The organism is Acinetobacter sp. CIP 53.82, from assembly GCF_000369465.1.
Lineage (GTDB): Bacteria > Pseudomonadota > Gammaproteobacteria > Pseudomonadales > Moraxellaceae > Acinetobacter > Acinetobacter indicus.
Genome location: NZ_KB850046.1, coordinates 1,951,545 through 1,969,517, shown reverse-complemented (window position 1 = coordinate 1,969,517; position 17,973 = coordinate 1,951,545). Strand labels below are relative to the sequence as shown.

The window sequence follows — 17,973 nt, the reverse complement described above, 5'->3', positions numbered from 1 at the left end:
AATTTTCGGCAGATGTGACAATTGTGTGACACGATCATCAGCATCGTGAGCATCAATTAGACAAATTCACAGGAAAGATCGAAAATTTACATATTCCTCTACATTGTTCTAGATGGCTATGTAATACTAATAAATATAGCTATCTATACAAAAATTCATTTGGAGCACATTCCATGTCTGGCAACATCGTAAACACAACGGATGCAAACTTCGAAGCAGACGTTGTTCAATCTGAAACACCTGTATTGGTTGACTTCTGGGCGGGCTGGTGTGCGCCTTGTAAGGCAATTGCGCCAGTACTTGAAGTTTTGGCGACTGAATATGAAGGCAAAGTTAAAATTGTGAAAGTTGACGTGACCGCTTGCGAACAAACTGCCGTGAACTACAACATCCGTAACATCCCTGCACTGTTGATGTTCAAAAATGGTGAAGTGGTTGCACAGCAGATTGGTGCTGCACCAAAATCGAAACTGACTGCATTTATTGATGAAAACATCTAAATCCTGTCTGTTTAGAAAAATTAAAATACGCTATGTTTCATAGCGTATTTTTTTCGTCTATAAATTGACAAATCGGCGTTTCTCTCTTATATTGCTTGCTCAAGAAATAAAGGACTTCCCGTCCCGCCCGTTTCTTAAAAGACACAACACAAAAATGCCGCTCGGCAACAGAAATTGTTTTTTCACATTTTTCTCTGAAACAATTAATCAGTCCTCTGAATTGTTATTGTGCAAATACAATTGCGTTCGTTTTATTGCCTGCATGCGGTCAAATGTTGCTTCCCTTCCAACCTGTACCCCAGAATTTTTGATTCTATCTGATCACCTATGAATTTAACCGAACTCAAGAAAAAACCGATTGGCGAACTCATCAAGATTGCCGAGTTTATGGGCCTTGAAGGAATGGCTCGTAACCGTAAGCAAGACATTATTTTTGCCATCTTAAAACGTCATGCAATGAATGGCGAAGAGATTTTTGGTGATGGCGTGCTCGAAATTCTGTCAGATGGTTTTGGCTTCTTACGCTCTGCAGCAGGCTCTTATTTAGCCGGTCCTGACGATATCTATGTCAGCCCTTCGCAAATTCGTCGTTTTAACCTGCGTACCGGTGACACCATTACCGGCACCATTCGCCCACCAAAAGAAGGCGAACGTTATTTTGCCCTGTTAAAAGTTAACCAGATTAACTACGACACGCCAGAAAACTCGCGCAATAAAATCCTGTTTGAAAACCTGACCCCGCTGTTCCCAACCGAACAACTGGTCATGGAACTTGGTAACGGTACCACTGAAGATTTAACCGCGCGTGTGGTTGACTTGGTTGCGCCAATTGGTAAAGGCCAGCGTTCAATTATTGTAGCGCCGCCAAAAGCTGGTAAAACCATGTTATTACAAAACATCGCCCAGTCGATTGTACGTAATAACCCGGAAGTATTCCTGATTGTTCTGCTGATTGACGAACGTCCGGAAGAAGTGACCGAAATGGAACGTACCGTGCGTGGTGAAGTGGTTGCCTCAACCTTTGATGAATCTCCAGCCCGTCACGTACAAGTGGCTGAAATGGTAATTGAAAAAGCCAAGCGTCTGGTGGAGCACAAAAAAGATGTGGTGATTCTGCTTGACTCGATTACCCGTTTAGCGCGTGCCTATAACACCGTGGTGCCATCTTCAGGTAAAGTCCTGACTGGTGGTGTCGATGCTCACGCACTGGAACGTCCAAAGCGTTTCTTTGGTGCCGCACGTAATATTGAAGAAGGCGGCTCACTGACCATCATCTCAACCGCGTTAATTGAAACCGGCAGCAAGATGGATGAAGTGATTTACGAAGAATTCAAAGGTACCGGTAACCAGGAAATTACGCTTGATCGTCGTATTGCCGAAAAACGCGTGTTCCCTGCCATGAACATCAAGAAATCAGGTACCCGTCGTGAAGAGCGCCTGATGTCTGAAGACAACCTGCGTAAGGTCTGGATTCTGCGTAAGCTGCTGCATACCCAAGATGAACTGGCAGCCATGGAATTCCTGCTGGATCGTATGAAAGAAACCAAAACCAATGACGAGTTCTTTGATCATATGAAGCGTAAAGCCAGCAACTAAGATCAAAACTTTTTAAAAAGGCCATCGTATAACGATGGCCTTTTTATTTCGGTTGACCATCTTTACATAAAGACACAATTGGACGTTTTCTGTGTAAACTTATTTTTAAGTAAATGATTATAAATAAGTATTTCAAAAAAACCCTATAATTTTTAATGATTTAAATCGCCTTTCGCCAATATAAACTGAACTCTTGATTGTTATTTTCTGTTAAAAAACAACGCATTTTAGGGCTTTTTTCGGCTTTTTTTAGAGCAAGCTAGTAGTAATTAAAAAAACTCAGTGATAGCATATTCGCAGACCAGTTAGACTGCTCCTGCGTTGTTAGTGCCTAACAAAATTAGGAATAATAAAAGCATATAACAGGCTAACGTCGGTTTTTTTTAATCTCAATTTTTTAGAGAGTGATGCCATGTTATTCAAAAAAATCGCTATTGCTGCTGCAGTTGCTACTACTTTAGCTTTCGTTGGTTGTGCTAAAAAAACTGAAGAAGCTGCTGCTGACGCTAACCAAGCTGCATCTGAAGCTGTTGTAGCTGCTTCTGAAGCTGAAGCTGCTGCTGACGCTGCTGCTGTTGAAGCTGCTTCTGGCGCTGATGCTGCTGTAGATGCTGCTGCTGATGCTGCTGACACTGCTGCTGCTGCTGCTACTGACGCTGCTGATGCTGCTACTGACGCTGCTGATGCTGCTGTTGACGCTGCTGCTTCTGAAGCTCAATAATCTTAGATTATTGACAAAAAGAGAGCCTTTTGGCTCTCTTTTTTATTGTCTGAATATTTCTTACAACATCTCATCATCACATACAAGGAACACGGTAATACCTGCCGTTAGAACCTCAGCCCTTACTTTTTTAGCGGCATAAAAAAAGCAGATCAATCGATCTGCTCATTTCCAACACGTTGGCGGAACTTCTGTCCGGCACGGAAGGTTACCACCCGGCGTGCAGAAATCGGAATTTCTTCACCCGTCTTCGGATTTCGGCCTGGACGTTGACGTTTATCACGCAACTCGAAGTTACCAAAACCTGAAAGTTTCACCTGCTCCCCAGAGATTAGCGCCTGGCTAATCTCATCGAAGAATAACTCGACCATTTGTTTCGCTTCACGACGGTTTAAACTCGTGAGCTCACTTAAATGATCAGCCATTTCTGCTTTTGTTAATGCTGTCATGAAGCCCTCAATGTCGCTTGATAAGTGTTTTCTAACACTTTTAGGATATTGTCCATACCTGATTTAATTTCAGCATCTTCAAGCGTACGTGTCGGATGTTGCCATAACAGTGCAAATGCCAATGAGCGTTTACCCGCTTCAACACCTTGACCAGTGTACACATCGAATAACCAGGTTGAATGCAGAAGCTCGCCGCCCGTTTGTTCGATAAGTTGCTGAATTTCGCTAACATTAATCTTATCACTAATTAAAAGCGCAATATCACGTCTTACCGACGGAAAACGTGATAATTCTGTAAAATTAGATACATAAGTTTGCAAAACAGCCTGCTGATCCAGTTCCGCCACCCAAGTGGTGCCCAAATCCAGTTCATTTTCCAGAGATGGATGCAAACGGCCCAAATAACCAATTGACTGACCATTGACCAGAATCTCTGCAGATTGGCCTGGATGCAACCAGCTACGCTCTGAGCGTACATATTCGACCTGTACACGACCTGCTGCCAGCAACTCTTCAACTTCACCTTTCAGGTCAAAGAAGTCCATGGCTTGTGGCTTGCCATGCCATGATTCTGCTGTTTTAGCGCCCACTGCAATCATTGCCAGGGTTGGAATCTGTTTCAGGTCATGAATTGAAGCTGCATTCTGATAATCAAAACGTAAACCCAGTTCAAAGAAACGCACACGGCTTTGCTGACGGTTAATGTTGTACTGTACGCAAGGAATCAGGCTCGACAGCAAGGTTGAACGCATCACCGCCAGATCGCTTGAAATCGGGTTCGCCAATGCCAGCGGGTTGACCGCCGCATTTAGCTGTTTTTCCAGTTTCAGGTCAGCAAAGCTAAAGCTGATTGCCTCCTGATAGCCCAAAGTCACCAGGGTTTGACGCAGCTGTGCCACTTCAAACTGATCCTGATACTTCGCCAGTTTGGTGTCAATCACCGGCAGGCTGATTTGAATATTGTCATAACCGTGAATACGCGCGACTTCTTCAATCAGGTCCTGGTAAATGGCCATGTCATAACGATGCGATGGCGGTACCACAGACCATTGGCCTTGCGCTTTTACCGTCACTTCACAACCCAAGCGTGTTAAAGCATCGGTAATAAAGTCTGAATCTACGCTATAACCCAGCAGCTGATCGACCTGTGCCTGTTCCAGTTCAATCGCGTCACGTGTTGGCAATACTGCTGCATTTTCTGCCACAGTAATCGGGCCAAACTCACCGCCTGCAAGCTCAGAAATTAACTGAGAGGCACGGTGCATGGCGATCAATGGCAGTTCAAAATCCACACCACGCTCATAACGCTGAGAGGCATCGGTATGCAGGCCAAAACGGCGCGCACGACCGGCAATATGCAGCGGTGCAAAGAAAGCAGATTCCAGGAAGATTTCAGTGGTTTCATCGGTAACCGATGAAGACAGACCACCCATGATACCGGCAATCGCCAGAGCTTTTTCATCATCGGCAATCACCATGACATCGTCTTGCAGTTCTACTTCTTGTTCATTCAATAGAACAAGTTTTTCGCCCCCAGTCGCCTGACGCACCTGTACAGCACCTTGCACTTTTGCACCATCAAAGGCATGGAGTGGTTGACCCAGTTCCATCAAGACATAGTTGGTAATATCAACCAGAATGCTGTGCTGACGGATACCCGAACGTGCCAATGCGCGCTCCATCCATTCAGGCGTCGCGGCTTTGGTATTCACGTTCTTGATCACACGACCTAAATAACGTGGACAGCCTTCAGTAGATACAACCACTTTCTTTTCATCAGAAATGCTTGCAGCCATTTCTTTAATTTCAGGCGCAGTCACAGGCAGTTGGTTAATCACCCCAATTTCACGTGCGATCCCACGAATACTGAAACAATCACCACGGTTTGGCGTGATGCTGATGTCAATCACGTTGTCATCTAGGTCCAGATATTCACGGATGTTGACACCGACCGGTGCATCCACAGGAAGTTCTAATAGACCGTCGATTTTATCTTCTAAGTCAATTTCAGATGCACCGCAGAGCATGCCTTGTGATTCCACACCACGCAGTTTGCCTTTCTTGATTTTAAAATCGCCTGGTAATACTGCACCAATAGTTGCCACAGGTGCTTTCATACCTGCTCGTACGTTTGGCGCGCCGCAGACGATTTGTAAAGGCTCACCGGAACCAATGTTCACCGTCGTTACACGTAAACGGTCTGCATCTGGATGTTGTTCAACCGTCAGCACTTCACCAACCACTACACCAGTAAATGGTTTTGCAGCTGGAGATAAATCATCAACTTCCAAACCCAGCATGGTTAACTGGTCAGAAAGTTTTTCGCTATCGATGGCTGGGTTGACCCACGTGCGTAGCCAATTTTCGCTAATTTTCATTAATATAAAACCTGTAATTCAAATCTCTAAAATCCCCCCTCTAACTCCCCCTTTAAAAAAAGGGGGAGAACCCTATGTCACCGATGGACAACCCCTCTCCTTTTAGGAGAGGTCAGGGAGAGGTATAAATTTGTTTTAAGCAAACTGGCGTAAGAAACGCACATCATTCTGGTAGAACATACGTAGGTCGTTAATGCCATAACGCAACATTGCAAAACGCTCTACGCCCAGACCAAAAGCAAAGCCTTTATATTTGTCCGGATCAATACCTGCCGCGCGTAATACATTTGGATGCACCATACCGCAGCCCAGCACTTCTAACCATTTACCCCGCTCATCCATAATATCCACTTCAGCACTTGGCTCTGTGAACGGGAAATACGACGGACGGAAACGGACTTTCAAATCTTTTTCAAAGAATTCGTTCAGCAAGTTCACCAGTAAACCTTTCAGTTCAGCAAAGCTGGTGTTTTCCGCCACGTACAAACCTTCAATTTGGTGGAACATTGGTGAATGCGTCTGGTCGGAGTCACAGCGATAAACACGGCCCGGGCAGACAATACGGATTGGCGGCTGCTGGGATTCCATGGTCCGAATCTGTACACCAGAGGTATGGGTACGCAGTAAATGAGTCGCATCAAAATAGAACGTGTCGTGCATGGCACGGGCCGGGTGATGGCCTGGAATATTCAGCGCTTCAAAGTTGTGATAATCATCTTCAACTTCTGGGCCAGTAGCCACAATAAAGCCAGCTTTGGTAAAGAACTGGCAAATACGCTCTTGCACCTGAGTTACCGGGTGAATGGAGCCAATGGTCTGACCACGGCCTGGTAAAGTAATATCCACCGTTTCGCTGGCAAGTTTTTGTTCTAATGCCGCTTGCTGTAATGCTGCCTGACGCTCGGTTAATGCAGTATTAATGGCTTCACGCACCGCATGGATTTGCGCACCAAACGCTTTACGCTGTTCAGGATCCATTTTACCAAGTGACTTAGATTGTTCCGCGAGCTGGCTTTTCTTCCCCGTAAATTGCACCCGTACTTGATCGAGTGTAGCAAGGTCGTCTGCTGCTGCAATGGCAGCGAGCGCTTCAGTGGTCAGGGCTTCCAGTGACATAGTAACTCTCAAAGCAACAAATTTTGAATATAATTAAAAAACCCCACATTCTAACAGTTTTTGGACAGTAGAATGAAGTTGCATTGCAGGAAAATTAGATTGGCATCGCAATTTGGAAAAAGTATAAGATAATCAAAATATCAATGAGATCAAACACTATGGCGCTCGATCAAATTTGGAAACAGCAACTGACCCTGGTCACCTATGGCAATGAATATCTGAGCCAAGATTTGAGTTTCAGTCGCTGGCGTGCGCATCCCATTTTTAATCAGCACCTGTTCTGGTTTCGTGATTTAAATTCCCAGCATCTGCTGGCCCAGCATTTTGAAATCTGGCTGGAAGGCTTAAAACGCCAGGGTACAACCCGACTGAGTCTGCACAATGCCAGCCTGCTGGTCGATGAAAAAAATCCCAACGCCAATGTCGAGCTGCTGCCCTACCCGCATTTTATTGTCAGCCATGAAGCACATAAAAAATTCGCCTGGATTTGTGGCAAGGAATTGCCGGAATGGTATAACGCCGACAATGATTATGAATTTCCATCGGCACAGCGTATTGAACTGCGCCAGGAAACGTTCTGGCGTTATGAACTCAATAGCAAGCTGGCCAAAAAGGTAGAGGCCGATCTAGAACCCGCTCACTGGGATGAAATTCATCTGTTTACCGAGCAGGAGCTGTTTTCCCATACACTGGCGGCCGACTTTCAGCCACCTGAACAGCAGAATTTACCCTATTATGGTGTTCCGCTTACGGCAGATACACCTGATCCGCATCAGCTGTCTTTATTACCGACTCACTATCAGGCCGATTATGCACATCGCATGCTGTACCGTTTAGAAGCGCTAAAAGATGATATTCAACAGAAAATCCAGCATCCCTATAATGCAGATAATGAAGTGCTGAGTCCGGAAGAGCAGCTTGACCTGCGCCATTTTGCCCAGAAGCTGGATGATTTAAGCGCCAAATTTATTGTCAAGGTGGCCAACCATTACCAAAGCGCCCAGCTGACGCCTATCGCACAGCCGAATCCGCTGGAACCGTTCGCATCTGACAACAAGGCTACCCATGCGCAAGCAGCGCATTCAGCCAAAGTCCCGTCTCATCATAAAGTTGGTGCGACTGGAGTCATCAAGCTGATTCTTATTACTGTGGTAATTTGTTTATTGGCCTATTATTTCGGACTTTAAACGCGATTCAGAAACCGTTCAACCTCAGCGACCGAGGTCAGCCGAATCCAGTGCAGATGGGCATATTCAGGAGATTGCATCAGCTGCAGATAATGCCGGCGATTTTTCTGATGGGTTTTAATCATCCACCAGACAATCGAATCGCGACTAAACAGCTGCCTGATCGTTTCCCGATTATTGGAATTGGACCAGAGGGTTTGCTGTGAAACCGCGCGCTGCACGGCGCGTTGTACAGAACGCAGTAAATTGCTATGAAACGGTAAATCCAGCCAGATGATGGTATCGGCCTGCGCCCATTTAATGGGAATGGTGCGAGTATAGTTGCCATCAATCACATAGCCATTGGGTGCCTGCTCAATGGCGGCCTGAATTTTGGCAAAAAAATCTGTATCAGCACTTTGCTGCCAGTCATCTAACCAGAACAGATTATCCAGCTCGATATAGGCCAGTCCCAGCTTTTCTGCCAGCGCCCGGGCAAAGGTCGACTTGCCTGAGGCCGAAGTACCAACCACATTAATTCGCTGCATACAATTTCCCTGTTTCATCATCCAGATCCTGATTCTGCGCAATAAAAAAGACCGCATAAAGCGGTCTTCTTTTAAGTCACGAGGACTTAGGCAGCCAATGCACCTTTCGCTTTTTCAGCTAAAGCAGCAAATGCAACTGCGTCATGCATAGCGATGTCAGCAAGTACGCGACGGTCGATGATCACTTGAGCTTTCTTCAAACCAGCAATCATACGGCTGTAAGACAAGCCGTTTTGACGAGCACCAGCATTGATACGCGCAATCCATAGAGCACGGAATTGACGTTTCTTCTGACGACGGTCACGGTAAGCGTATTGACCTGCTTTGATTACCGCTTGGAACGCTACGCGATATACGCGTGAACGAGCACCATAGTAACCTTTAGCACGAGCAAGAATTTTTTTATGACGGCGATGAGCCTGTACACCACGTTTTACACGAGCCATTTATAAATCTCCTTAGATGTATGGGCACATACGACGAACTGAAGCAACGTCACTCACGTGAACCATTACACAGCCGCGCAATTGACGGATACGTTTAGCAGATTTTTTGGTCAAAATGTGGCGTTTGAACGCTTGTTTACGCTTGAAACCGTTAGCAGTCGCTTTGAAACGTTTAGCTGCACCACGGCGAGTTTTTAACTTAGCCATAACAACCTCTTTTAAGTACCTGTTCGGCTCATTTGCACCATTACAAACGACCTGCAGGTAAGGGAGCACGTATTCTAAAGCATCTTTGTCTAAAACAAAAGCAAATATTGCAAAAGTCGCTCGCCTTCTATCGGCAGATGAGGTCTTTGAGATTAGCAGGATCTCTCCTTGTTATTGAGCAGCCAAAACATGAAGATGGAACCTCTTATTTTTATAGAGGAAGACTTGTACTGAAGCCCGATTCAGGAAATACTGCGCAGCGTTCCTTCTTTTGCCCAACAACAAGCTAATCCTCATGAAAAAAACCATTTGCCTGAGTCTGTGTCTGGCGCTGCCGCTTAGTGCCACGCTTGCCATTGCTGCCCCTGCCGAACAACTGCAAGTACAAAAAACCTCGGCGTTGGCCGCCCATCTGACCACGCGTATTCAATGGACCGAGTTTCCGCAGCTGCGTTATAGCAATGCCGATTTAAAGCAGCAAAACCGCGCGGCCATTTTACGGATTCATGCCGATGAATCGGGGCAAATCAACAAGGTCACGGTACAGGAAAGCACCGGACTAAAATCTTTAGATCAGCTGATTAGCCAAGCGGTAAAACAGGCCAGAATCAAACCACATCTGGTCGATGATACCCCGGTTCCAGTGATTGGTTATCAGGTCTTTCATCTGGATTTAAAAGATACTGCTCAGGACTGCCACTACAGCTTTGACTCGACTGTCTGGCAAGCGCAGCAAGCCGGCGCAAAAAGCGCGTTTCAATATCGCAGCCAGCCTCAACTGAACGTCACCGAAGATGAGTTAAATGGTCATGCCCGCCGGATTCAGTTCAAAATGAAAGCCGATAAATACGGCAACATCCACAAGGTTAAAATTCAGCAAGGTTCCGGCCGTTATGCGCTGGACCAGAAACTGATTCAGGCGCTGCAAGGTGCACAGGTCGATGTACCACGCAAATTCTGGATCTATAAAAAATCCAGCCTGAAAGATGAAGTCCGTTTTCAGCCAGCAGAATGTGAGGGCTAAACTAGAACATGGCATAAGCCAGATAAATAAACAGATAACGCCCGATTTTGGCTACACTCACCATCAGCAGAAATCGGGCGAAGTTTTCTTTCATTAAACCGGCAATTAGGGTGATTGGATCACCAATCACCGGCACCCAGCTCAGCAGTAAGGACCAGAAGCCATATTTCCGATAAATCTGCTGTGCCTGCTGCAGCTTGGGTTCAGACACCGGAAACCAGCGCTTGTCTTTATACTGCTCGATCTTGAGTCCTAACCACCAGTTCACACAGCTGCCCAGAATATTGCCCAGACTGGCGATGGCTATTAAAGCCATCACCGAATGTTGCTCTTGAATGAGCAGGCCCAGTAATACCGCTTCAGATTGCAACGGCAATAAGGTAGCCGCCCCAAAGGCCGACAGAAATAACAGCAGATAAGCCATAACAGATGCAGTTAACAGGTTCTGCCCATCTTAACTGAAATCACAAAAAAAGCACCCGAAGATGCTTTAGGTGATTTTATGATGATTATTTAAACCTGAATCGCCAGGGCGCGTTGTACTGCCGGACGGGCGGTTAAACGCTCAATATAATCCTGCACATGCGGATAATCTTCTAGCGGAATCTGCTGCCATTCATGGCGTAACAACCACGGTAAAATCGCCATATCGGCAATTGAATATTCACGGGCTACATATTTCTGCCCGATCAGCTGCTTGTTTAACACGCCATACAGACGTTTGCTTTCATTGACATAACGCTCGGTGGCATAGGCAATACGCTCGGGTGCAAAGCGGCTAAAGTGATGGTTCTGACCGAGCATCGGGCCTAAGCCACCCATTTGCCACATCAGCCACTGCTCCACCTCTACCCGCTCGAGCTCATCTACCGGATAGAACATGCCGGTTTTACGGCCCAAATATTGCAAGATCGCCCCCGATTCAAAAATCGAAATCGGCTGGCCATTCGGTCCATCCTGATCGACGATAGCTGGAATTTTATTGTTGGGAGAAATGCGCAGAAAATCTGGCTGGAACTGGTCGTTTTCAAGGATGTTAATCGGGAAAATCTGGTATGGCAGCGCCATTTCTTCTAAGGCAATCGTAATTTTATGACCATTGGGCGTGCCCCAATAATAAAGATCAATCATGTGTATATCCTTGCGCTCTTGTCGTTGTCATGTGTTATTGCTCTGCCGTTAAAGATACGAGATAAGCCTGAGCAGGGCAACTGTTGTCACATAAAAATTAAACACCAGAGATGACCCGCAGCTGTTCGAAAGTCACCGAGCTTTTATCATGCAAAGTATGCTGAGCTGCTCAACATACCGAACGATCATTACGTCAAAATATTAGTGACCTCATAAACTGTAGTCACAAAAAAAGCACTGCTGGGCAGTGCTTTTTTGATTCGGAGATGCTTACTTTTTCTTTTTCGGTCCAAGCAGCATACCCATTTGACGACCTTCCATTTTTGGCGCCTGTTCAACTACACCAATTTCAGCTACATCCGCTTCAATTTTCTGTAATTGTGCCAGACCCAATTGTTGGTGCGCCATTTCACGACCACGGAAACGCAGTGTGATTTTGACTTTGTTGCCTTCTTCCAAGAACTTTAAAATGGCACGCAGTTTTACGTTGTAGTCACCTACATCGGTTGCTGGGCGCAATTTAATTTCTTTTACCTGCACTTGATGCTGCTTTTTCTTGGCATCTTTTTGCTTTTGCTTCAGGTCAAACAAGTGCTTGTTGTAATCCATGATTTTACAAACAGGCGGCTCTGCATTTGCCACAATCTCAACGAGGTCAAGATCTGCATCCTCTGCAGCACGCAATGCTTCCGCTAAAGAAACAATTCCTTTTTGTTCACCATCCGCTGCAACGAGGCGTACTTCTTTTGCACGGATCTCGTCATTAATTGCAGGGCGGTTACTCTTAGCACCTTGTTGTTGGTTACGGTCAGGCTGTTTAATCTTTCTTACTCCACAATGTACCGGCCGCGTTCGGCAACGGCTGCTTTTACTAGGTCAATGAAAGCATCAATTGACATAGTACCCAAATTTTTTCCTGAGCGGGTACGCACGTTCACTGTACCTTCCTCTACTTCACGGTCGCCAAGAACCAGCAAGTAAGGAATACGCTCTAAAGTACGTTCACGAATCTTAAAGCCGATTTTCTCATTTCTCAAGTCAGAAATCGCACGGATACCGTTTTCTTTCAGTTTTTCGACGACTGACCCACAGGCTTCAGCTTGCGCGTCGGTAATATTCATTACACAGGCTTGTGTTGGCGATAACCAAGGTGGCATAAAGCCCGCATAGTGTTCAATAAGTATACCAATAAAACGCTCAAAACTCCCAAGAATCGCACGGTGTAACATTACCGGCTGATCACGGTCGTTATCTTCCGTCACATAAGAAGCATCTAAACGTTCTGGCAAGTTAAAGTCACACTGAATGGTACCGCACTGCCATACACGGCCTAAGCAGTCTTTCAATGAGAATTCAATTTTCGGACCATAGAATGCACCTTCACCCGGCTGTAATTCCCAGGCCAGAGCCGCTGCATCCAAAGCATCGGCCAGTGATTTTTCCGCCAGATCCCACAGTGCATCATCACCGACACGTTTTTCAGGACGAGTCGATAACTTCATTTGCACATCTTCAAAGCCAAAGTCTTTGTAGACATCTAAGGTTAACTGAATAAAGTCAGCAACCTCTTGGCCAATCTGCTCTTTGGTACAGAAAATATGCGCGTCATCTTGCGTGAAACCACGTACCCGCATAATACCGTGCAATGAACCCGATGGCTCGTTACGGTGACATGAACCAAATTCTGCCAGACGGATTGGTAAATCACGATACGACTTTAGGCCCTGGTTAAACACCTGCACGTGACATGGGCAGTTCATTGGCTTCACTGCGTAGTTACGGTTTTCAGAATGCGTGGTAAACATGTTTTCCGCATAGTTCGCCGCATGACCCGATTTTTCCCACAGGGTGAAATCGACCACCTGCGGGGTACGGATTTCCTGATAACCGTTGTCCTGCTGCACTTTACGCATGTACTGTTCCAGCACCTGGTAAATGGTCCAGCCATTTGGATGCCAGAACACCATACCCGGTGCTTCTTCCTGCATATGGAACAGGTCTAAGGCTTTACCAATTTTACGGTGGTCACGCTTTTCTGCTTCTTCAATACGTTTGATGTAGGCAGCCAGCTGTTTCTTGTCAGCCCAGGCGGTACCATAAATCCGTTGCAGCTGCTCGTTTTTGGCATCACCGCGCCAGTAAGCACCCGAGATTTTGGTCAGCTTGAATGATTTTAAGAATTTGGTATTTGGTACGTGCGGACCACGGCACATATCCAGATAGTCCTGATGGTAGTACAAGCCCATTTGAGTTTCTTCAGGCATGTCTGCAATCAGGCGCAGTTTGTATTCTTCGCCACGCGCAGTGAATTCAGCAATGACTTCATCACGCGGGGTCATTTTTTTCACAACATCGTAGTCCTGGTCGATGAGCTTTTTCATGCGCTCTTCGATGGCCGCCATGTCATCTAAAGTAAATGGACGTGGCATCCAGATGTCATAGTAGAAACCTTCTTCAATGACCGGACCAATCACCATTTTTGCTTCAGGGAACAATTGTTTTACCGCATGGCCCACCAGGTGCGCACAAGAGTGACGAATAATTTCGACCCCTTCTTCGTCTTTCGGTGTGATGATTTGTAAGGTGGCATCTTCAGTAATTAAATCGCAGGCATCGACTAAACGATCGTTCACACGACCTGCCACAGTATTTTTGGCAAGACCTGGGCCGATGCTTTGTGCAACTTCCATCACAGATACGGCTTGATCAAATTGTTTTTGATCACCATTCGGCAAAGTGATAATTGGCATAGAAAATCCTTAAGGAGTGATGCCCCGTACCATGGAGCATGTCACCGCGAGATTATGATCGAGGAGAACCTCAAAAGATAAAAAACGGTGGTAAATAAAAAATCGACTAGAATTTTACACGTCTTGGCGCGGTGATTAAACCTTTTCTCCGAGAAAATTCAAATTAAGCCTCGTGTTTATGCTTAATTTTTTCTGATTTAAAAAAATGTGCTGCATGGGCCAATTTTATTTCCGGATTTACCGGTCAAACGGATGATGTGGCTTTTTATACGCTGATCTGGCCGATCTATCTGCAACTGCCATCATCAGCTGCACCCAGATAAAAAAGAAATATCTCCATACAATTTTACCGGATCAAAAAAGGTTTATATTTCAGGTGATAGCGTGCCTATTTAGCTGCAATACCGCTCACTCGACTAAAGAATAACTGCAAGCCTGCACTGAAATGAATATCTTTAAACCAGATAAACAATAAATATGATTAGGGAGTAATAATAATGGTTAGCGCATATGATCAATTGCCGCGTACCCCTGCCAATTTCGTGGCCTTGTCTCCACTGAGATACCTTGAACGCGCTGCTTATATCTACCCGCATCAGGATGCAATTATTCACGGTAAACGCCGCATTACCTGGCGAGAAAAATATCAGCGCTGTCGCCAGTTTGCCCATCAGCTACAACAGCTGGGGGTCGGCAAGAATGATACCGTGTCCACCTTACTCCCGAACGTACCAGCCATGCTGGAAGCGCATTTTGCCGTGCCAATGGCAGGCGCCGTCCTTAATACCCTCAATACCCGGCTCGATGCCAAAAGTCTGGCCTTTATGCTGGAACATGCCGAATCCAAAGTGTTACTGGTTGATCCGGAATTTTCTGCCGTGGCCAAAGAAGCGCTGGCGCTGGTGCCACAAGAGATTTTTGTGATTGATGTTGAAGATGAGCTGTATGAGCAGTGCTTTACTGCCCCAATTGGCCAGATTGAATATGAAGACTGGCTGGCTGAAGGCGATGCCAATTTTGAATGGTCACTCCCACAAGATGAATGGGATGCGATTAGCCTGAACTATACCTCTGGCACCACCGGCAACCCGAAAGGCGTGGTCTATCATCATCGTGGGGCTTATATCAATGCCGCCAGTAATATTATTGCCTGCGGCATGACCCCACGTGCCACCTATTTATGGACCTTGCCGCTGTTCCACTGCAATGGCTGGTGTTTTGCCTGGACCATGGCAGCCAATGGCGGCACCAATATCTGCCTGCGTAAAGTCGACCCTGAGCTGATTTTTAAACTGATTGCTGAACATAAAGTTGATTACTTCTGCGGCGCACCGATTGTACTGTCGATGCTGATTAATGCCCCGGAACAGCAGCAGATCAAAATTAAGCATCGCGTAGAAGTGATGGTGGCCGGTGCAGCGCCGCCTGCGGCGATTATTGAAGGGATGCGTAATCTGGGCATTAACGTGACCCATGTTTATGGCTTAACGGAAACCTATGGCCCATCAGCGCTATGTGCATCACAAGCTGGCTGGTCCGAGCTGACCATTCAGGAACAGGCGCAATTACATTCACGCCAAGGTGTGCCGTATCCGCTGCAAGATGGCATGAAAGTCCTCGACCCGGAGACCATGCAACCGGTACCGAACGATGGCGAAACCATGGGCGAAATTATGTTTCGTGGCAATATCGTGATGAAAGGCTATTTAAAAAATCCGGAAGCGACGGCCGAAGCCTTTGCCGGCGGCTGGTTCCATACCGGCGACCTGGCCGTTTGCCAGCCGGACGGCTATGCCAAAATTACCGACCGCTCCAAGGATGTGATTATTTCCGGCGGTGAAAATATTTCCTCGCTGGAAGTTGAAGAGGTGTTGTATCAGCACCCTGCGGTCCTCACCGCGGCAGTGGTGGCCAAACCGGATCCGCGCTGGCAGGAAGTCCCGTGCGCCTTTATTGAAATTAAAGAAGGTAAAACCGTGACCGAAGATGAAATCATTGCCTTCTGCCAGCAGCATCTGGCGCGCTTTAAAGTGCCAAAAGAAGTGGTGATTACCGAGATTCCTAAAACCTCGACCGGCAAATTACAGAAGTTTGTATTACGTGAATGGGCCAAAGAACGCGCTGTCGGCGAGTTTGGTTAAAGCCAGCCGAGATGTTGATGCGGGTCATAGTGCCCGTTTTCACATCAGTCACCCAAAAATGAACCGCAATAAAAAAACGACTCCATTGAGTCGTTTTTAATGGCTTCGGACCAGATGAAGTCTGATTAGCTTAATTGTCAGATAACAGCGCCACTTGCTGCACATAGTTAAACAGTTTTAACTTGGATGCTTCCAGCTCTGCTTCCGGCATTTCCACTTTCAAATCACGGTGAATGCGCAACACATGCTGACGCAGGGTATGTCGTTCTGCCGCATTATAAGTTTTGCAGAAATCATTAATTACCGGATCACCATCTTTAATAATCCGCTCGACCCAGCGTTGCAGCTGCGCGGTTTTTTTGGCACCCTGCTGCGGGGTTAAATAAGACAGAATCACCGATTCATCTTCATTGCGCAGCAGTTTCCCAATCCGCTGGAACTGACGGCGACGCGCCTCATGCGAACTGATATTCTGCACTTCAATGAGTGCATCAATTAAACGCTCATCTACAGGAAGCTTTTGAATTTGCTTCGGGTTCAGTTGAGCCAACTGCTCGCCCAAAGCAGCCATACGCTGTACGGCTTTTTTCTGTTCAGTTTTACTTGCACGTCCTTCTAAAGATTCGAAATCATCTTCGGTAAAACGGTGCGGTCGACGTGCCACGATTAATCTGCCTCGTAAAATTTTGCTGCAAAAAGTGCCTGAATTTCAGATAAAGCTTGTTCTTCATCTGCACCTTCAATCACTAAACGTAAAGTTGTGCCCTTACCTGCGCCGAGCATGAGCAGGGACATGATATTTTTTGCATCGACCAACTTGTCACCTTTGCCAATTTGAATGGACGAACGGAATTTCGTGGTGACTTCAATCAGTTTGCCTGATGCACGCGCATGTAAACCTAGTTTATTAATTACGTCAACAGTTGTGTCAATCATGACCAGTGCTTCATTTCCCGGTGTAAGACTTGAATAGACCATTGTGCCTCAAGTGCCTTTTTTAGTCTATCCACCATATAAACAGATCGGTGCTGCCCACCGGTACAGCCAATAGAGATGGTCATATAATGACGATGCCCTTCTGCAAATGCAGGCAGCCATTTATTTAAAAACTGATAAATATCCTGGAACATTTCATTGGTCTGTTCATGCTGTTCCAGAAACTGTTGCACCGGCTCATCCAGCCCGGAATATTTGCGCAAAGACAGATCCCAATGTGGGTTCGGCAAATGCCGGATATCAAAGACATAGTCGGCATCCAGCGGAATACCATGCTTGTAGCCAAAAGATTGCAAAATCACAATCAGCTTATCGGTCTGGCCCAGCTTCGACAGCAAGGTGTGTTTTAAGTCATGCACACTCTTGTCGGTGGTATCAATGTGCACCGTGGAGCGCAGCTGAATCGGCATAAGCAGGACTTTTTCTTCCTGAATGCATTGATGCAGACTTTTAAACCGGCTGGCCAGAGGATGCGGACGGCGCGAAGCACTAAAGCGGGTGATCAGCTCCTGATCTTGGGCAGTCAGATAAATAATATCGACCGAGCCATGACCTTGCAACTGTTCAAACACCTGGTCAAATTCCTGCAAATTGGCGCGGGTACTGCGTACATCGACCCCTAGCGCCAGCTGTTCCAGATTATTTTCCAGATCAAGCTTGGCCACAATTTCGGGCAGCAATGCCAGAGGAAGGTTATCAATACAGTAATATCCGAGGTCTTCGAGAACCTGCAAAGCCGAGGATTTTCCTGAACCTGATTGTCCGGTCACAATCAAAATACGCTTCATGACAAGGCTGTCCTTT

At 46.3% G+C, this 17,973-nt stretch carries 19 protein-coding genes; 6 read left to right on the top strand and 13 right to left on the bottom strand.

Annotated features, from left to right (window positions below; all coding sequences use genetic code 11):
- The first annotated feature begins 173 nt into the window (after nt 1-173).
- The 3 genes from trxA to F905_RS14795 all read left to right on the top strand — a co-directional run bounded on the left by trxA (nt 174) and on the right by F905_RS14795 (nt 2,817).
- Entirely contained in the window at nt 174-500 is a 327-nt protein-coding gene (gene trxA, locus F905_RS14805; protein WP_005182476.1) for a thioredoxin, read from the top strand.
- A gap of 327 nt (nt 501-827) precedes the next feature.
- Nucleotides 828-2,096, top strand: coding sequence for a transcription termination factor Rho (rho, locus tag F905_RS14800; RefSeq protein WP_005182456.1), 1,269 nt, complete (start codon nt 828-830; stop codon nt 2,094-2,096).
- A gap of 412 nt (nt 2,097-2,508) precedes the next feature.
- On the top strand, nt 2,509-2,817 hold the full coding sequence (locus F905_RS14795; RefSeq protein ID WP_005182453.1) for a hypothetical protein: 309 nt from the start codon (nt 2,509-2,511) through the stop codon (nt 2,815-2,817).
- A gap of 152 nt (nt 2,818-2,969) precedes the next feature.
- Here F905_RS14795 and F905_RS14790 read toward each other — a convergent pair whose 3' ends face one another.
- The 3 genes from F905_RS14790 to pheS form a co-directional block, all read right to left on the bottom strand.
- Nucleotides 2,970-3,266 carry an integration host factor subunit alpha gene (locus tag F905_RS14790; RefSeq protein ID WP_004649746.1) on the bottom strand — a complete coding sequence of 99 codons (297 nt, stop codon included), beginning with the start codon at nt 3,264-3,266 and terminating at the stop codon, nt 2,970-2,972.
- Nucleotides 3,263-5,644: a phenylalanine--tRNA ligase subunit beta gene (pheT, locus tag F905_RS14785; RefSeq protein ID WP_005182450.1), complete on the bottom strand. Its 2,382-nt coding sequence runs from the start codon at nt 5,642-5,644 to the stop codon at nt 3,263-3,265. The genes F905_RS14790 and pheT overlap by 4 nt, the downstream gene beginning before the upstream one ends.
- Before the next feature lie 135 nt (nt 5,645-5,779).
- Nucleotides 5,780-6,760, bottom strand: a complete 981-nt coding sequence (gene pheS / locus F905_RS14780) for a phenylalanine--tRNA ligase subunit alpha (protein ID WP_005182447.1) — start codon at nt 6,758-6,760, stop codon at nt 5,780-5,782.
- A gap of 158 nt (nt 6,761-6,918) precedes the next feature.
- On the opposite strand from pheS, the gene F905_RS14775 reads away from it, so the two are divergent.
- A complete protein-coding gene (locus F905_RS14775) occupies nt 6,919-7,947 on the top strand; it encodes a hypothetical protein (protein ID WP_005182445.1) in 1,029 nt (342 codons plus the stop codon).
- Here F905_RS14775 and F905_RS14770 read toward each other — a convergent pair.
- The 3 genes from F905_RS14770 to rpmI all read right to left on the bottom strand — a co-directional run bounded on the left by F905_RS14770 (nt 7,944) and on the right by rpmI (nt 9,127).
- On the bottom strand, nt 7,944-8,474 hold the full coding sequence (locus F905_RS14770) for an AAA family ATPase (protein ID WP_034598321.1): 531 nt from the start codon (nt 8,472-8,474) through the stop codon (nt 7,944-7,946). The genes F905_RS14775 and F905_RS14770 overlap by 4 nt on opposite strands.
- An 86-nt stretch (nt 8,475-8,560) precedes the next feature.
- Nucleotides 8,561-8,920 (bottom strand): 50S ribosomal protein L20, encoded by a 360-nt coding sequence (gene rplT, locus F905_RS14765; RefSeq protein ID WP_005182440.1) that lies wholly within the window; start codon nt 8,918-8,920, stop codon nt 8,561-8,563.
- Nucleotides 8,921-8,932: 12 nt separating this feature from the next.
- Nucleotides 8,933-9,127: a 50S ribosomal protein L35 gene (gene rpmI, locus F905_RS15305; protein ID WP_001096359.1), complete on the bottom strand. Its 195-nt coding sequence runs from the start codon at nt 9,125-9,127 to the stop codon at nt 8,933-8,935.
- 295 nt (nt 9,128-9,422) lie between these two features.
- Between rpmI and F905_RS14760 the strand changes: the two genes are divergently transcribed.
- On the top strand, nt 9,423-10,151 hold the full coding sequence (locus tag F905_RS14760; protein ID WP_005182437.1) for an energy transducer TonB: 729 nt from the start codon (nt 9,423-9,425) through the stop codon (nt 10,149-10,151).
- 1 nt (nt 10,152) lies between these two features.
- Here F905_RS14760 and F905_RS14755 read toward each other — a convergent pair whose 3' ends face one another.
- The 4 genes from F905_RS14755 to thrS all read right to left on the bottom strand — a co-directional run bounded on the left by F905_RS14755 (nt 10,153) and on the right by thrS (nt 14,032).
- On the bottom strand, nt 10,153-10,575 hold the full coding sequence (locus F905_RS14755) for a YqaA family protein (RefSeq protein WP_005182435.1): 423 nt from the start codon (nt 10,573-10,575) through the stop codon (nt 10,153-10,155).
- An 89-nt stretch (nt 10,576-10,664) separates the two neighbouring features.
- A complete protein-coding gene (locus F905_RS14750) occupies nt 10,665-11,282 on the bottom strand; it encodes a glutathione S-transferase N-terminal domain-containing protein (protein ID WP_005182432.1) in 618 nt (205 codons plus the stop codon).
- 270 nt (nt 11,283-11,552) lie between these two features.
- Nucleotides 11,553-12,104, bottom strand: a complete 552-nt coding sequence (gene infC, locus F905_RS14745; protein WP_075167371.1) for a translation initiation factor IF-3 — start codon at nt 12,102-12,104, stop codon at nt 11,553-11,555.
- Nucleotides 12,105-12,109: 5 nt separating this feature from the next.
- Nucleotides 12,110-14,032, bottom strand: coding sequence for a threonine--tRNA ligase (gene thrS, locus F905_RS14740; RefSeq protein ID WP_005182425.1), 1,923 nt, complete (start codon nt 14,030-14,032; stop codon nt 12,110-12,112).
- Nucleotides 14,033-14,529: 497 nt separating this feature from the next.
- Here thrS and F905_RS14735 point away from each other — a divergent pair, with 497 nt between their 5' ends.
- On the top strand, nt 14,530-16,173 hold the full coding sequence (locus F905_RS14735; RefSeq protein WP_005182423.1) for an acyl-CoA synthetase: 1,644 nt from the start codon (nt 14,530-14,532) through the stop codon (nt 16,171-16,173).
- A gap of 130 nt (nt 16,174-16,303) precedes the next feature.
- On the opposite strand, the gene yjgA is transcribed toward F905_RS14735, so the two are convergent.
- The 3 genes from yjgA to rapZ are packed head-to-tail and all read right to left on the bottom strand — an operon-like array spanning nt 16,304 to nt 17,957.
- Nucleotides 16,304-16,837, bottom strand: coding sequence for a ribosome biogenesis factor YjgA (gene yjgA / locus F905_RS14730; RefSeq protein ID WP_005182421.1), 534 nt, complete (start codon nt 16,835-16,837; stop codon nt 16,304-16,306).
- Between the two features lie 2 nt (nt 16,838-16,839).
- Complete coding sequence (locus F905_RS14725; RefSeq protein WP_034598158.1) at nt 16,840-17,109, bottom strand: HPr family phosphocarrier protein; 270 nt, start codon at nt 17,107-17,109, stop codon at nt 16,840-16,842.
- Entirely contained in the window at nt 17,106-17,957 is an 852-nt protein-coding gene (gene rapZ / locus F905_RS14720; protein ID WP_005182418.1) for an RNase adapter RapZ, read from the bottom strand. Before rapZ ends, F905_RS14725 begins: the two co-directional genes overlap by 4 nt.
- Between the last annotated feature and the right edge of the window lie 16 nt (nt 17,958-17,973).

Coding starts and splice junctions, on each gene's coding strand:
- rplT (WP_005182440.1), bottom strand. CDS start 8,920: ATGGCTCGTGTAAAACGTGGTGTACAGGCTCATCGCCGTCATAAAAAA.
- F905_RS14750 (WP_005182432.1), bottom strand. CDS start 11,282: ATGATTGATCTTTATTATTGGGGCACGCCCAATGGTCATAAAATTACG.
- rho (WP_005182456.1), top strand. CDS start 828: ATGAATTTAACCGAACTCAAGAAAAAACCGATTGGCGAACTCATCAAG.
- rapZ (WP_005182418.1), bottom strand. CDS start 17,957: ATGAAGCGTATTTTGATTGTGACCGGACAATCAGGTTCAGGAAAATCC.
- F905_RS14760 (WP_005182437.1), top strand. CDS start 9,423: ATGAAAAAAACCATTTGCCTGAGTCTGTGTCTGGCGCTGCCGCTTAGT.
- F905_RS14795 (WP_005182453.1), top strand. CDS start 2,509: ATGTTATTCAAAAAAATCGCTATTGCTGCTGCAGTTGCTACTACTTTA.
- F905_RS14755 (WP_005182435.1), bottom strand. CDS start 10,575: ATGGCTTATCTGCTGTTATTTCTGTCGGCCTTTGGGGCGGCTACCTTA.
- trxA (WP_005182476.1), top strand. CDS start 174: ATGTCTGGCAACATCGTAAACACAACGGATGCAAACTTCGAAGCAGAC.
- F905_RS14725 (WP_034598158.1), bottom strand. CDS start 17,109: ATGATTGACACAACTGTTGACGTAATTAATAAACTAGGTTTACATGCG.
- pheS (WP_005182447.1), bottom strand. CDS start 6,760: ATGTCACTGGAAGCCCTGACCACTGAAGCGCTCGCTGCCATTGCAGCA.
- F905_RS14775 (WP_005182445.1), top strand. CDS start 6,919: ATGGCGCTCGATCAAATTTGGAAACAGCAACTGACCCTGGTCACCTAT.
- rpmI (WP_001096359.1), bottom strand. CDS start 9,127: ATGGCTAAGTTAAAAACTCGCCGTGGTGCAGCTAAACGTTTCAAAGCG.
- thrS (WP_005182425.1), bottom strand. CDS start 14,032: ATGCCAATTATCACTTTGCCGAATGGTGATCAAAAACAATTTGATCAA.
- pheT (WP_005182450.1), bottom strand. CDS start 5,644: ATGAAAATTAGCGAAAATTGGCTACGCACGTGGGTCAACCCAGCCATC.
- F905_RS14735 (WP_005182423.1), top strand. CDS start 14,530: ATGGTTAGCGCATATGATCAATTGCCGCGTACCCCTGCCAATTTCGTG.
- F905_RS14790 (WP_004649746.1), bottom strand. CDS start 3,266: ATGACAGCATTAACAAAAGCAGAAATGGCTGATCATTTAAGTGAGCTC.
- F905_RS14770 (WP_034598321.1), bottom strand. CDS start 8,474: ATGCAGCGAATTAATGTGGTTGGTACTTCGGCCTCAGGCAAGTCGACC.